This window comes from Bacillus sp. YC2 (genome assembly GCF_019891195.1).
GTDB lineage: Bacteria > Bacillota > Bacilli > Bacillales > Bacillaceae > Bacillus.
In genome coordinates, this window is record NZ_JAHXDO010000002.1 from 1 (window position 1) to 13,862 (window position 13,862).

14 protein-coding genes are annotated in these 13,862 nt (G+C 43.5%); all 14 read right to left on the reverse strand.

Annotated elements, in window-relative coordinates:
* Nucleotides 1–71: 71 nt before the first annotated feature.
* The gene (locus KY305_RS04990; protein WP_223061644.1) at nucleotides 72–266 is read right to left on the reverse strand and encodes a hypothetical protein; all 195 of its coding nucleotides are present in this window, start codon (nucleotides 264–266) and stop codon (nucleotides 72–74) included.
* Nucleotides 263–490 (reverse strand): hypothetical protein, encoded by a 228-nt coding sequence (locus tag KY305_RS04995; protein ID WP_223061645.1) that lies wholly within the window; start codon nucleotides 488–490, stop codon nucleotides 263–265. Before KY305_RS04995 ends, KY305_RS04990 begins: the two co-directional genes overlap by 4 nt.
* Nucleotides 491–624: 134 nt before the next feature.
* Complete coding sequence (locus tag KY305_RS19915) at nucleotides 625–942, reverse strand: hypothetical protein (protein WP_262417605.1); 318 nt, start codon at nucleotides 940–942, stop codon at nucleotides 625–627.
* On the reverse strand, nucleotides 893–1,159 hold the full coding sequence (locus tag KY305_RS19920; RefSeq protein WP_262417606.1) for a hypothetical protein: 267 nt from the start codon (nucleotides 1,157–1,159) through the stop codon (nucleotides 893–895). Before KY305_RS19920 ends, KY305_RS19915 begins: the two co-directional genes overlap by 50 nt.
* A gap of 23 nt (nucleotides 1,160–1,182) precedes the next feature.
* Nucleotides 1,183–1,359, reverse strand: coding sequence for a hypothetical protein (locus KY305_RS05005; protein ID WP_045506830.1), 177 nt, complete (start codon nucleotides 1,357–1,359; stop codon nucleotides 1,183–1,185).
* 815 nt (nucleotides 1,360–2,174) lie between these two features.
* Nucleotides 2,175–2,666, reverse strand: coding sequence for a stress response protein YvgO (locus KY305_RS05010; RefSeq protein ID WP_396021509.1), 492 nt, complete (start codon nucleotides 2,664–2,666; stop codon nucleotides 2,175–2,177).
* A gap of 771 nt (nucleotides 2,667–3,437) precedes the next feature.
* Nucleotides 3,438–5,306 (reverse strand): DNA mismatch repair endonuclease MutL, encoded by a 1,869-nt coding sequence (mutL, locus tag KY305_RS05015; protein WP_223061647.1) that lies wholly within the window; start codon nucleotides 5,304–5,306, stop codon nucleotides 3,438–3,440.
* A gap of 15 nt (nucleotides 5,307–5,321) precedes the next feature.
* Nucleotides 5,322–7,907 (reverse strand): DNA mismatch repair protein MutS, encoded by a 2,586-nt coding sequence (mutS, locus tag KY305_RS05020; protein WP_223061873.1) that lies wholly within the window; start codon nucleotides 7,905–7,907, stop codon nucleotides 5,322–5,324.
* A 121-nt stretch (nucleotides 7,908–8,028) separates the two neighbouring features.
* Entirely contained in the window at nucleotides 8,029–8,574 is a 546-nt protein-coding gene (cotE, locus tag KY305_RS05025) for an outer spore coat protein CotE (protein ID WP_223061648.1), read from the reverse strand.
* Nucleotides 8,575–8,825: 251 nt separating this feature from the next.
* On the reverse strand, nucleotides 8,826–9,257 hold the full coding sequence (gene ricA, locus KY305_RS05030; protein ID WP_214799187.1) for a regulatory iron-sulfur-containing complex subunit RicA: 432 nt from the start codon (nucleotides 9,255–9,257) through the stop codon (nucleotides 8,826–8,828).
* Nucleotides 9,258–9,259: 2 nt separating this feature from the next.
* Nucleotides 9,260–10,789, reverse strand: coding sequence for a tRNA (N6-isopentenyl adenosine(37)-C2)-methylthiotransferase MiaB (miaB, locus tag KY305_RS05035; RefSeq protein WP_214799189.1), 1,530 nt, complete (start codon nucleotides 10,787–10,789; stop codon nucleotides 9,260–9,262).
* 140 nt (nucleotides 10,790–10,929) lie between these two features.
* Nucleotides 10,930–12,108, reverse strand: coding sequence for a glycine C-acetyltransferase (locus KY305_RS05040; RefSeq protein ID WP_214799908.1), 1,179 nt, complete (start codon nucleotides 12,106–12,108; stop codon nucleotides 10,930–10,932).
* 12 nt (nucleotides 12,109–12,120) lie between these two features.
* Entirely contained in the window at nucleotides 12,121–13,164 is a 1,044-nt protein-coding gene (tdh, locus tag KY305_RS05045) for an L-threonine 3-dehydrogenase (RefSeq protein WP_223061649.1), read from the reverse strand.
* A gap of 252 nt (nucleotides 13,165–13,416) precedes the next feature.
* Nucleotides 13,417–13,677 carry a stage V sporulation protein SpoVS gene (spoVS, locus tag KY305_RS05050; RefSeq protein WP_003154135.1) on the reverse strand — a complete coding sequence of 87 codons (261 nt, stop codon included), beginning with the start codon at nucleotides 13,675–13,677 and terminating at the stop codon, nucleotides 13,417–13,419.
* Between the last annotated feature and the right edge of the window lie 185 nt (nucleotides 13,678–13,862).

Consider the following 13,862-nt stretch of genomic DNA (forward strand, 5'->3'; position numbering starts at 1 on the left):
AATACAAAAAATTGGTGAGCTGGATAACAACCTTTCAAATGAATATGCGCTGACATAAGCTAATGAGACGTTTATTGGCAGATTTTCAGGCAATACAAGAAGCGACAGGGAAAGGCCAAAACGCCACCCCGCTCAACAACTTGCACATGTAACCCTTTATCATAAACTAAGAATTCTTGTCTGAGTGCGTTTACGACATCCTTCTTTAGCTTCTCCTTAGTTTCATTCGTCAAATAAGAATCAGCTTGGACTAATAATAATTTCATTTGTTCTCTCCTTCAGCTCTAATCGACCTAATCAACAAATTATATTCTTCAACCCATTCAGCGGGAATCTCGCAGTTTGTATCAATGTATCTATTAATAGCCGCCTTTAAATCTTCTGCTCTGCGTTCATTATGCAACCAATTGGGGATTACACCCAACGGCGGCTCAGTACACTTTTTCAGTGGTCTGAATGTGCAATGCGTCAATCCTTTTATGACACTCATGCTTATCCTCCTTCATATTCTTTCTAAACTGTCCCCGTACTCAAGCTGTTAACCGCCCATAGTCTCACCTGAGATTTACAGGATGCAGTTTACAGAGAATATAAAAAAGCAGGCTTAAACACCTGCTTTCCTAGTTAGCTATTAGGCAAATCAATTTTGGATGGACTACTTGTCCAAGGTTTACCCATCAGTTTTTTATGAGCTTTATCTTCAAAAAATTGAGTCGTAGTATATTGATACCATGAGTTAGTCATTGCACCTTTTTCATATAAATCATATTTGTAATAAGCATCAGGGATTCGTTCTTTAGTCCAGTAAGCAAACAAGACACCCGCAGCTTTATCACCCCATCCAATCCCGGGAATTGTTCCATATAAAGATGCCTCTAAGGTGATTGCATTTTTAGACTCTTTTGTATGACCGGACACCGTTCCAAGTATGGTCTTTTGCATTAAGCACAGCTTTGTGTTTCTCACCTTGTTTGGCGTATTGAATCTTCACTAGTTTGCCGCCATCCTTAATTACTTCACTTGTGATATTAAAATCCTTGTTTAATTGTCCATAGGATGGCGCTTCAATGCTTTTAGCAAACGCAGAACTTGTTGGTAAAACTGTACCTGCAGCGATTGACACAGCCAAAACACCGGCGAAAATTTTTTTCCTTTTCACTTACTAATCCCCCTTAACGCACCCTAAGAATCAGCCCGACTGACTAACTGTTTGACTTTATACCCGATAACAGCAAGATAAATTACGATAATACAAATCAACGCACCTGTTCCAAAATTAGTTTGCGAAAATAAGTAAACACTTACCCCACCGAAAATGATGTACATAATGATGTCAAAGATAATTTTCTTATTAGTCATTTTGATTTCCTCCATCTGCATAATTCCGGATGCTTGTTTATAAACACACCTATTTTTTATAAAACATAAAATATTTTGCCTACCCGCAACTTTCTAATAATAATTTATTTCCCCTTTACTGGTACTAGCTGTAAAGATACCGATTTATTAAAACATGTTAACACACTATTAGAGGTGGAAGAATGGTAAAGCGTTATAAATGATTCTTATAAACTATATTTGAAACAAATTCAGTAAATACCGATGACTGATTTACCGGATGCAGATTACAGAGAACATAAAAAAGCACCCGAAGGATGCTTGTTTTTACTTCTTCAGTTGACTCGCTCTCCAATCCATATACTCATGGAATACAGTAGGCCCCGTCACATTGTACTTTCTACCAATCCGCCACAACTCCTCTTGCATATCTTTTTCTATATCGTACCACGCTCTATGCCCTTGTTTTTCTAGGAAATCATTAAATTGGTTTCATACACTCACCTCCCACCTTTACCGGTTAAGGAGCAGAAGAAAGGAACCATTCGCAAAATTTGTCGAACAAGAGTGTCTTTCATAAATAGGTGGCAGTCGTAAGACAAAAAAACACCGGCGGATGCTTAAGTTATATCCCGTTTTTTATTCAATAAATTGTTCTGCAGCATTGCAATGTGTAACATCGAAAGGGTGCATCCTTATCAACATAAAATAAACCTTACTTGTTGATAAGGAACTTTATTTGACTGATCGGCCTTAAATTTGCTTTCAACAAAACGTCAAAAAGGTGTGCAGTTGATAAAGTTGCACACCTTTTTTGACGGTTTACGGTTTACGGTTTACGGTTTACGAAATGTGACATGTTTGTCATTTCTGTCAAACCAGCCTCTGAAAGCCCAGTTATCCCAACCGCCATCTCCTTTGTTGGTGAATTCTCCGCTTTCAAACACCCAGATGCCGTACACCACTCCGTTAAGAACGGCAGATCCATAGAATTTGACCCCATTGAAATGATCTTCGTAATTCTGGCTTAAATTAAATACCATGACATTATATTTCTGTCCCGCAGAGTAAAAGGTAGATTCCATCATGTTTTTGACAAAACCGCTTCGATTTGCGTTTTGCACAACAGCATCTCGGATTGAATTTGCTATGCCGAGGACGTCAAGATTCACGTTGAAATTAACACCAGGGATACCAGTGCTGGCATTAGCATTAAGCTGTTTAAGGCTCATTGTTTCGTTAACAGCGGGTGCTGATGAAACAGTGGGTTCAGCCACTTTTTCTTTAGCGTGGGTTAAAACAGGCAGACAGGAAGTAGCGACCATCATAGCGGTGACGGATGTGATTATTTTTTTCTTCAATTCAAATTTCCTCCTCGAGATTTTTTAATAAGTGTGAGATCAATAGGCCAACAACAGACAACTTATTTCTCGTTTCCTGCTTTATGCCCCCCCCTTTCCTTGAATCAAGTATATAAAGTTTCTCGTTTGAAATAATGATGAAAAAAGAGTATTTTCTGATTAGTCAGAAGTCATATTAACGGAAGGGAAAGAAAATATAACATGGGACAGATCGATAGGTCATATAAATCAATCGGGTCTTTTTTAATAGAATGAACAGTATATATTTCACTTTTTTCAGAAGCTTTTGGAAGAAAAAATCACAATTGTTTTCAACGTGGTCAAAAGGATTCATTTTCAGCGATTTAAAAGAGAACGGTAGCATAATTAGTTATTTTCTTTTCCTAAGATTGTTCTCGGCTTAGAGCCATCCCAAGGAGATACAATCCCTTCCTCTTCCAGCCGCTCCATGGTGTTGCAGCATTCATGTAACCGATTTTAAACCGCCGTTGCAAACTAGACATAGACATTATTCCGTTACCGCATGGATCAAGTTTCATCCATTGTTTTACTTCTTCGTAAGACGGTGTGCCAATGCCGCTCAATAATATCCCTCCTCAATAGAAAAAGCGCCCTCCCCTGCGGGAAAGCGCCTGCCTGTTTATTACCTATTACCATCATACCTTATCTATAACAAAATGGTGTGCCGTTATTCTGCCAAAATCTTTTTTAGCAATTTCAGGTTCGCGGTTCAGTTTATTACATCACGCGCTTAAACATCTTCTCCATCTCATACGTACTATGGTGAATAATAATCGGGCGGCCGTGCGGGCATGTGAATGGATCTGTCGTTCGGCGCAGGTCGTCTAAAAGTGCTTTGATTTCGTCGTTGCGCAGATGGCGGTTCGCTTTGATAGAGCCTTTGCAGCTCATCATAATAGCCGCTTCCTCCCGCAGCTTTTTAATGTCGATCTGTTTGGCGTCCAGCACCTGCTGAATAATTTCTTCAATCAGCTCGGCTTCTTCTCCTTTTGGGAACCAGGCCGGATGGCAGCGGACGATGTAGCTGTTAGAGCCGAATGCTTCTAAAAATACGCCGACGCTTTCAAGTTCTTGCTGATGCTGTTCGATGATGAGCGCTTCATTTGCAGCATAATGAAAGGTGAGCGGCACGATCATATCCTGCACCTCGGGCTCAACCTGCCCGACCTTCTCCCGGAAATATTCATATTTAATCCGTTCCTGGGCGGCATGCTGATCGATGATGTACAGGCCATTTTCGTTTTGGGCTAATATATATGTCCCGTGCATTTGGCCGATCGGATACATGACCGGTACTCTTTCTGACGGCTCTCCCTCATAGACAGGTTCCTCTGAAGCAGCCTGCACTTCTGGAAGCGGTTCCGGCCGATCGATTTCCGGCAGCAGCTCACTTTCCGCTTCCTCTGTGAGAGTATTTTCTTCTTTTACAGGCTCTGGCTCTTTTACAACCGAACTTAGCTTCAACGGCGAATAGGAAGGTTCCGGCGGTTTTTCAGGCAGCTTTCGTTCAGACGCGCTTTCGTCAAATGTCATAAATTGCTGTTCGTTTTTTATCGGCGGCGGTGTTGATTTTTTCGGCAGCTGGGCGCTCGGAATCAGCCGCTGCTGCTGAAATACATCCTTAATGCCGTCGCGGATCAACTCGTGCAGCTCCGTCTCTTTACTGAGGCGGACCTCAAGCTTTGACGGATGAACATTCACATCGACCAATATCGGGTCCATCGTGATTTCAATAAACGTAATCGGATGGCGGCCGATCGGCAGCAGTGTATGATAGCCCTCATGCACCGCTTTGACAAGGGGGAAATTTTTAATGTATCTTCCGTTAATGACTGACGACATATAGTTTCTGGAGGCTCGAGTGATTTCCGGCAGCGCAATAAAACCTTTCACCTCAAAGTCGAGTGAGCTGGCATGGAGCGGTATCATTTTTTTAGCGACCGCCGTCCCGTAAATCGCCGCCAGCACGTGGCGCACATCCCCGTTGCCGTTTGTTTGCAGCAGATTTTTCCCTTGATGGCGGAGGCGGATCGATACTTCAGGATGAGCAAGAGCAATCCGGTTGACGACATCCGTAATATTGCCAAGCTCCGTATGCACGGTTTTCATATATTTTAATCGGGCCGGTGTATTAAAGAACAGATTAGTAACAGCGATTTCCGTTCCTTTTCTGCTTGAGGATCTCTTTTCAGAAATGATATTCCCGCCTTGGAGAATGAGATGCGTTCCCGCTCCCTCACCAACGCTCGTTTTTATTTCCAAATGTGAGACTGACGCGATACTTGGCAAAGCTTCTCCGCGGAATCCGAGAGTTCTTACCCGAAACAGGTCGTTTTCATCTTTGATTTTACTTGTCGCATGGCGGCGGAAAGCCCGTTTGCAATCATCGGTCTCCATCCCTTCGCCATTATCGAGCACCCGGATGGATGAAAGCCCCGCTTCCTCAATGTCGATTTCAATGACTGTACTGTTTGCGTCAATCGCATTCTCCACTAATTCCTTGACGACAGAGGCCGGCCGTTCCACCACTTCGCCGGCCGCTATTTTGTTTGAAAGTTCATCTGACAGCTGGATGACTTTTGCCAAGTCGATCACCTCTTTCTATTTCAATTTCTTTTGCAGCTTGTACATTTCGTTCATTGCTTCAAGCGGTGTCATATCGAGAATATTGATCGATTTAAAGGCTTCCAGCACTTGTTTTTCTTTTTTAGACATGGGCGGAGCCTTCTTTTCTTTCTCTCCTTCTTCAAAGAAGGACAGCTGGGCCGGTTCTTCTTTCACGGCAGTTTTTTTCTCCTGCGGCGATTGCAGTTCCGGTTTATTCTCTGACTGCTCAAGCTCTTTCAGGATCTCCTGCGCCCGGCTGATCAGATCATCAGGAAGCTCGGCAAGCTGGGCGACATGAATGCCGTAGCTCTTATCGGCGGCCCCTTCTTTTATTTGATGGAGAAAGACGACCGTCCCGTTGTATTCCTCAGCGCGCACATGAACGTTTTTCAGCTGAGGAAGCTTTTCCTCTAGCACAGTCAGCTCATGATAATGTGTACTGAACAGTGTTTTCGCGCCGATATGGTCATGAACATATTCAATGATTGCCTGTGCAAGCGCCATGCCGTCATATGTTGAGGTGCCGCGGCCAATTTCATCGAACAAAATCAAGCTGTTTTTTGTGGCATTCACAATTGCGTTTTTCGCCTCCAGCATCTCGACCATAAAGGTGCTTTGTCCGGAAATTAAATCATCCGCAGCTCCGATTCTCGTAAAGATCTGGTCAAAAATCGGCAGGACCGCTTCTTTTGCGGGCACAAAACAGCCGATTTGAGCCATGATGGAAAGGAGGGCGATTTGTCTCATATACGTGCTTTTTCCTGACATATTCGGGCCTGTGATCAGGAGCATTTCTCTTGATTCTCCCATCATACAATTGTTCGGCACATATTCTTGGCTGTCCATCACTTTTTCAACGACGGGATGTCTTCCCTCAATCACCTTGACCTCATTTTCGGAAAATGCAGGCTTCGTATAATGCCTGCTTTCACTGATCGTCGCAAAGCATTGCAGGGCATCGAGTTCACTCATATGTTTCGCTAAGCGCTGCAGGCGCGGGATATACTGCTTCACATTTTCACGCAGTTCGGCAAAAAGCTCGTATTCCAGCTCACAGATGTTGTTTTCCGCTTCTAAGATAAGCGCTTCTTTTTCCTTTAATTCCGGTGTAATATACCGTTCGGCATTCGTCAGCGTCTGCTTCCGCTCATATCGTCCGTCCTCAAGCAAATGAAGATTTGCTTTTGTGACCTCAATATAATAACCGAATACTTTATTAAAGCCGACCTTTAAAGAGCGAATGCCCGTATAAGCGCGCTCCTGCTGTTCAAGGCGGGCGATCCAATCTTTTCCGTTTTTGCTGGCGTCCCTGTATTCATCAAGCTTTTGATGATAACCGTCTTTAATTAAGTTTCCTTCTTTTAAAGATAACGGCGGGTTTTCGTATAATGCCTCTTCCAACAGCTCAAGCAGGTCACTGCACGGATCAATCAGGCGGGCGCGTTCTTTCGCTTTTTCGTGACGGAGTGATGCCACAAGCTGTTTAATGCTCGGCACTTGCTTTAAGGATTCTTTCAGCTGGATTAAGTCCCGTGCATTCACGTTGCCGAATGCAACACGGCCCGCGAGACGCTCCAAATCGTAAACTTCTTTCAGCCGCTCGCGCAAATCCTCGCGCTCAAACAGATGATTGATCAGCGTCTCGACCATTTCCTGCCGCTCTTCGATTTGAGCTGCCCTGATTAACGGCCGATCGATCCACTGCTTAAGAAGCCTTCCTCCCATGGCTGTTTTCGTCTCGTCTAACAGCCAGAGCAATGACCCTTTTTTATTTTTAGAACGGATCGTCTCTGTCAGCTCAAGATTTCGTTTTGAATACAGATCGATTTTCATCGCTTCTTCTAATTCATACATTTGGACAGGCTGCAGGTGATCGAGGCTCCGTTTTTGCGTTTTCTGCAAATACGTATATAAACGCATAAAAGTTTCTGTCAGTTCTTCACTTGGCAGATGCTTCGCAATGTCGATCCGCTCTTCAATTTTTCCGTCTTCGATTGAGATCGTGGCACCGCACCGCTCTTTCAGCTGAACCGCCGCTTTTTCATCAAACTTGCTTGAAATAACGATTTCCCTTGCGCCGACTGAATAAATTTCCGACATAACATCTTCAATCCGCTCAATAAAAACGGCTAAATTTTCTCCGGTCGTTAAGTCTGATAAAGCCAGTCCGTACCCGTTTGTAAATTCAGAAACGGAAGCGATAAAATTGTTTTCAGACTCGTGAATGCCTTTTCCGTCCATCACGGTTCCCGGTGTAATCAGCTGGACGACTTCACGCTTAACTACGCCTTTTGCCGCCTTCGGGTCTTCTGTCTGTTCACAAATCGCCACTTTATACCCTTTTTTTATCAGCTGTTCGATATAAGCGGCCGCAGAATGATACGGCACGCCGCACATCGGAATTTTATCGGCAGAACCGCCGTCACGGCTTGTCAGTGTAATCTCAAGCTCTTGTGAAGCTTTTTTCGCATCCTCAAAAAACATTTCATAAAAATCACCAAGCCGAAAAAATAAAAAGGCATCTTGGTGCTCTGCCTTTATCTTTAAATATTGCTGTATCATAGGCGTATAACTAGCCATCATTTAATCCCTCACTATGTATCAACGTTTCTCTATTCCGCATCCCATTATAACATAAACAAAAGAGTGATATCTTCATATAAAAAAGAGGCTTGGGGTGTTTAACTCCCCTAGCCTTTTTTTATTCTTCAGGATCTCCGACTAAAAACTCTGGGTTAATGTCTTCTAATTCCTCGTCAAGATCATCTTCCCAATCGTCGTCATCATCCTCTTCCCAGTCAGAGTTCACCTCAACGACCACTTTCGTTTCACCGACCACTTCAGCTAAAAATTCTCTTTCAGCCTGAACGACGATTTTATTTCCGTTAGGAGAAATGGTCACTTCAAGACAATTCGGCTGCTGCAGTACTTTTGCAATTACCTCGTGCTCATCATCTAAGTAATTGGTGTCTCTGTATCTGAGCTTGATAACGTCTACATATTTAACTCTTTCGGTGACAACCTCTGTTTTTGTATTGTCGCTGTAAGAGTACCAGACGTTTATATCATAATACCCTTCAACTTCTACCGTTTTTCCGATTTTTTCAGCATCGTATTTGTGATTGATAATCCAGCCGCCCAATATACTTGACGGTTTTTCATCAGGAGAGATCGTATTGGTGCATTGAGTGAACTTTCTGCCTTTGGCTACTACCGCTTTCGTAATAATTTCCCTGTATTCAGACATTCCGTTATGCCTCCTTGTTCTTCTTCGTGATATCTTATGCTGGGCATTCGTCTAATGTGCATTTTTATAAAGAAAATATAAAAATACAAAGTTTCTGTTTCATTGTATGCAGCCCTGCCCAGAAACTTTACTTTTAAGTCTGATAAAGTTTCTCGCGGAAGCAGGACAAAAACCCTATAGAACATTTAGTTCATAATTCAATTAGTTTATAATAAAACAAAAAAACACGGGGCCTTTAAAAAGGCCTCGTGTTAAAAGGAACAGCTGTTATTCGAATGTTTCACCTTTGAACCGGTTTCTCCCGTGAGCAGGTTGCCGCCGGTCGATGTGATGATTTCATTTGTGACCTGGTTGGATATCGTATGTGCCACAAGCTGCAAAAGATCGTTGACCTCAAGCTGGGAATCTCTGAATTCCTGAATGACCGGAATGCCCTCCAGCTCTTCCTGCAAAGCGTCAATTTTATTTTCAACTTGCTTCAATGCTTCGAGCTTTTCATAATGTTTCAAATTGACGGCTTGCTTTTGCAGGGCCTTAATCTGATTAATGATCACAGATACTTTTTCATTTTCGTTGATCTGCGCCTCCGCGCGTTTGAAAAAATCAACTTCTTCGGTTTCTGAGATCATTTTTGCAAGATTCCGGGCTTGCTGTACAATGTCTTTCTTAGAGTAAAGCGTCATTATTAATTCACCTCGATTGCTTCTCCTGCCATCACTCCGTCAAGCGACCATGTTTTCGCCTGCTGGATTTTGACGCGTACAATCTTGCCGATGGCCTCTTTCGGCCCTTTGAAGTTGACGAGCTTGCTTTTTTCCGTATAGCCGGCAAGAATGTCAGGGTTATTTTTGCTTTCTCCCTCGACTAATACTTCGACAGTCTCTCCTTCATATTCCTTCATTTTTTTGGCTGAAATTTCTTTAACCAAATCATTGAGGCGCTGGAGACGTTCTTTTTTGACCCTCATCGGCACATTGTCTTTCATTTTCGCAGCAGGTGTGCCTTCTCGAGGGGAATAAATAAACGTATAGGCGCTGTCAAATTCCACTTCACGGTATAAGGAAAGCGTTTCTTCAAACTGTTCGTCCGTTTCATTCGGGAAACCGACGATAATATCCGTTGTTAAGGAAGCGTTCGGCATTGCCGCTTTGATTTTACCGACAAGCTCCATGTAGCGCTCTCTGTCATATTTGCGCGCCATCATTTTTAACACTTCAGAGCTTCCTGATTGAACAGGTAGATGGATATGGTCGAGCAAGTTGCCGCCTTTTGCGAGGACTTCAATAAGGTGATCGTCAAAGTCACGCGGATGACTCGTTGTAAATCGGATTCTTGGAATATCAATTTTGCGCAGTTCGTCCATTAAATCTCCGAGGCCGTACGTCATATCCTCAAAATCTTTTCCGTATGCATTTACGTTTTGGCCGAGAAGGGTGATTTCTTTATAACCTTCGCTCGCGAGCCTTCTCACTTCCTGAATAATCTCATCAGGCCGGCGGCTTCTTTCTTTTCCGCGGGTATACGGCACGATACAGTATGTGCAGAACTTGTCACAGCCGTACATAATGTTGACCCAGCCTTTAATTTTTCCATTGCGGACTTTCGGAAGGTTTTCAATAACGTCTCCTTCCTTCGACCACACTTCGATGACCATCTCTTTTGATAAATAAGCCTCTGATAACAGCTCAGGCAGACGGTGAATGTTGTGTGTGCCGAAAATCATATCGACAAACGGATGCTTCTTTAATATGCGGTTTACGACTGATTCTTCCTGTGACATGCAGCCGCATACGCCTAAAATAAGATCTGGGTTATTTTTTTTGAGGGCTTTTAAATGGCCGAGCTCCCCGAACACTTTGTTTTCAGCATTTTCCCGGATCGCACAGGTGTTTAATAAAATCACGTTGGCATCATCAACCGAATTTGTCGCTTCATAGCCGAGAGCCATAAAAATACCCGCCATCACTTCTGTATCGTGTTCGTTCATTTGACAGCCGTACGTACGGATATAAAACTTCCTGCCGTCACCGAGGCCTTTAAAGTCTTCTGAGATTTTAAAATCGTTATGATATTGAACGGCTTCCTTGCCGCGTTTTTTCGCGTCTTTTAAAGAAGGCGGAATATATACGGCTTCAAAATACTTGCTGTAATCCTTTTCGGATTTTTTGTCCGCTGGATTCACTTGTCCGCTTTCTTGCTTTTGCTTTTCATTCATATTCGAATGTCTCCTTTCAACCGAAACTTCCACCCTCAAGTATACTGGTTATAACCGATTGGCACAACCGCCAGCCTATCATTGTACACCTTACTGAGAATAAGAATCAATAAGAAATAAAAAAGAGGGGATATCCCCCTCTACACGAGCTGAAGCTCTTTTGCAGCTGACCGGATGACGTCAAGCGCCCGATCGAGTTCTTCTTCCGTATGCTCCGCCGTAATGATCGTGCGAATTCTCGCTTTTCCTTCGGCGACAGTCGGAAATACAATGCTTTGAGCAAAGACGCCGTGTGACAAAAGACGGTCAGAAAATGCCTGGGCTTTTTCTTCCTCGCCGATTAAAATCGGGATGATCGGTGTTTCACTTTTTGTAAGTGTCAGCCCCATTTGAATCAGTTTGTCTTTAAAATACGCCGTGTTTTTCCAAAGCCTTTCCATATGTTCCGGCTCTTCCAGCAGAACATCGATGGCTTCTATGCAGGCAGCCGTCACCGCAGGCGGATGAGAGGTGCTGAATAAAAACGGGCGTCCCTTATGACGCAGGTAATCAATAAGAACTTGAGATCCGGCGGCGTAACCCCCAAGCACTCCGATTGCCTTGCTTAATGTGCCCACCTGAATGTGCACTCTGCCGTCAAGTCCGAAATGATTAACGGTTCCCCTTCCGTTTTTTCCGAGCACGCCGGAAGCGTGGGCATCATCTACCATCACAAATGCATCGTATTTCTCCGCCAGGTTTACGATATCAGGCAAAGGAGCGATATTGCCGTCCATGGAGAAAACGCCGTCGGTTACGATCAGCCGCATGCGATAATTCATTGATTTTTTCAGCACTTTTTCCAAATCATCCATATCAACATGGCGGTATACCTTTTTGTCTGCCTTTGTCAGTCTGATCCCGTCAATGATGGACGCATGATTCAGTTCATCAGAAATAACAATATCCTCTTTTGTGAGAATGCTTGATAATACGCCTTGATTCGTTGTGAACCCCGATTGGAAAACAAGGGCCGCTTCTGTTTTCTTAAAATTTGCGAGTTTTTTCTCCAATTCATTATGCATCGTAAACGTCCCGGCGATCGTCCGAACCGAGCCCGTCCCCGCTCCGAACTCATCTGCGGCGCGTTTGGCTGCTTCTACTAACCTCGGATGTGACGTCAAGCCGAGATAATTATTTGACGAAAGCTGAATGACCTCTTCTCCTTTGACCTTTACACAAGGTCCCTGCTTCGTTTCGATTTGTTTGATTTGCTGCCATGTCTTATTTTCTTTCATTTTATCAAGTTCACTTTTCAAAAATTCAAATTCTTTCATAATAAAACCCTCCCCTTATGGTATTAAAATGACTTTCCCGCACTGGCCTTTTCTCATCAGGTCAAATCCTTTTTCAAATTCCTCCAGCGGGAATTGATGAGTAATGAGCGGCGTCAGATCAACGAGCTGAGATTCAAGCAGGTGAGATACCTGCCGCCAGGTTTCAAACATTTTTCTGCCCGTAATGCCTTGGACGGTAAGGCCTTTAAATACGACGTCATTTGTCAGATCAATCGTTACCGGATTTTCCGGCAGGCTTAACATATGAAACCTTCCCCCGTTGGCTGCCATTTTCAATCCTTGGTTTATGGCTTGGGGATGGCCTGACATTTCGCAGACAAGGTCGATCCCTTCTCCTCCGGTTAATGCGTCAATCACTTCGAGCGGATCTTCTTTATCAGCTGAAATGGTGACTGTGGCTCCCATTTTTTTCGCTAAAGACAGCCTGTAGTCATTTTTATCAATAGCCGCAATACGGGCTGCACCTGCCGCTTTTGCTACGGCCACTGCCATCAGTCCGATCGGCCCGCAGCCGATAATCGCTGCGGAGCCTCCCGCCGGCTGACTTTCCAGTACCGTGTGCACTGCATTTCCTAACGGCTCCTGAACGGAGGCGACCACCGGATCCATATCAACGGGGTTTTTCCAAATGTTTTGGGCCGGCACTTTGACGTATTCAGCGAAGGAACCGGCTGTATCAACGCCGAGGATTTTTGTATGAGTGCACACATGATGCTTGCCAGATAAACAAGGGATACAAGTTCCGCAGACGAAATGGGTTTCTGCCGACACATAATCCCCTTTTTTGACATTTGTGACGTGTTTCCCTGCTGCTTCTACAGTACCGCTGAATTCATGTCCGAATACTTGGGGTGTTTTGATTCGTTTTTGTGCCCATTGGTCCCAATTATAAATATGCACATCTGTACCGCATATAGATGCGGCTTGTACTTTAATAAGAACTTCATTCTCATTAATGGAAGGTATAGGTATTTCTTTCAGCGCAGCCCCGTAAGCGTTTTCATTTTTAACAACAGCTTTCATCTTTCCTTCCAACATGTACACTCCTTTTCAAAAAACGTTATTATAACTGGATTGTACCATGTGCTACGAAGGAGGTAAACATCAGTGTCCACCAGAAAAAGACAACTGCTTCTTCCTGGAAAAATGGGCGGTTTTTTTTGAAATATTATACGAATAAAGTCGTTCAACATTTGTTCACACTACCAGTATAATATTGTGAGAAAATATAACAACAATAAAAACAACCTGCTTGCTCCACGCAAGCAGGTTGAGAATGTACATTTTTTGTTAACGGGGTTCGACAATTAATTTAATTGCCGTTCTTTCCTCTCCGTCAATCTGTATATCTGTAAAAGCTGGAATACAAATCAAATCAACGCCGCTTGGCGCGACAAAGCCTCTGGCAATGGCAACCGCTTTAACAGCCTGGTTCAAGGCACCCGCCCCAATCGCTTGAATTTCGGCGGCTCCGCGTTCTCTCAACACGCCAGCCAGCGCGCCTGCTACTGAATTTGGACTTGATTTTGCTGAAACTTTTAAGATTTCCATTTCTGCTCCCCCTTAGTTTTACAATGGATAAGTGAGTGTTCATTAGAACAATCATTATTAGATGTTGCTATCCAAAAAGCCATCCCCACAATGCTTTTCATAAATAGCGGGCTACCTTCCATTTCTACTATATTCACTAAGAAGTTGCTATATTCCTGCTTTTCCTTTTAATATTTTTATAAAAC

Excerpts from the sequence above, each read along its gene's own strand:
- spoVS (WP_003154135.1), bottom strand. The coding sequence starts at position 13,677 with ATGGAAATCTTAAAAGTTTCAGCAAAATCAAGTCCAAATTCAGTAGCA.
- KY305_RS19915 (WP_262417605.1), bottom strand. The coding sequence starts at position 942 with ATGCAAAAGACCATACTTGGAACGGTGTCCGGTCATACAAAAGAGTCT.
- tdh (WP_223061649.1), bottom strand. The coding sequence starts at position 13,164 with ATGTTGGAAGGAAAGATGAAAGCTGTTGTTAAAAATGAAAACGCTTAC.
- KY305_RS05010 (WP_396021509.1), bottom strand. The coding sequence starts at position 2,666 with ATGATGGTCGCTACTTCCTGTCTGCCTGTTTTAACCCACGCTAAAGAA.
- miaB (WP_214799189.1), bottom strand. The coding sequence starts at position 10,789 with ATGAATGAAAAGCAAAAGCAAGAAAGCGGACAAGTGAATCCAGCGGAC.
- KY305_RS04995 (WP_223061645.1), bottom strand. The coding sequence starts at position 490 with ATGAGTGTCATAAAAGGATTGACGCATTGCACATTCAGACCACTGAAA.
- cotE (WP_223061648.1), bottom strand. The coding sequence starts at position 8,574 with ATGTCTGAATACAGGGAAATTATTACGAAAGCGGTAGTAGCCAAAGGC.
- ricA (WP_214799187.1), bottom strand. The coding sequence starts at position 9,257 with ATGACGCTTTACTCTAAGAAAGACATTGTACAGCAAGCCCGGAATCTT.
- mutS (WP_223061873.1), bottom strand. The coding sequence starts at position 7,907 with ATGGCTAGTTATACGCCTATGATACAGCAATATTTAAAGATAAAGGCA.
- KY305_RS05005 (WP_045506830.1), bottom strand. The coding sequence starts at position 1,359 with ATGACTAATAAGAAAATTATCTTTGACATCATTATGTACATCATTTTC.
- KY305_RS04990 (WP_223061644.1), bottom strand. The coding sequence starts at position 266 with ATGAAATTATTATTAGTCCAAGCTGATTCTTATTTGACGAATGAAACT.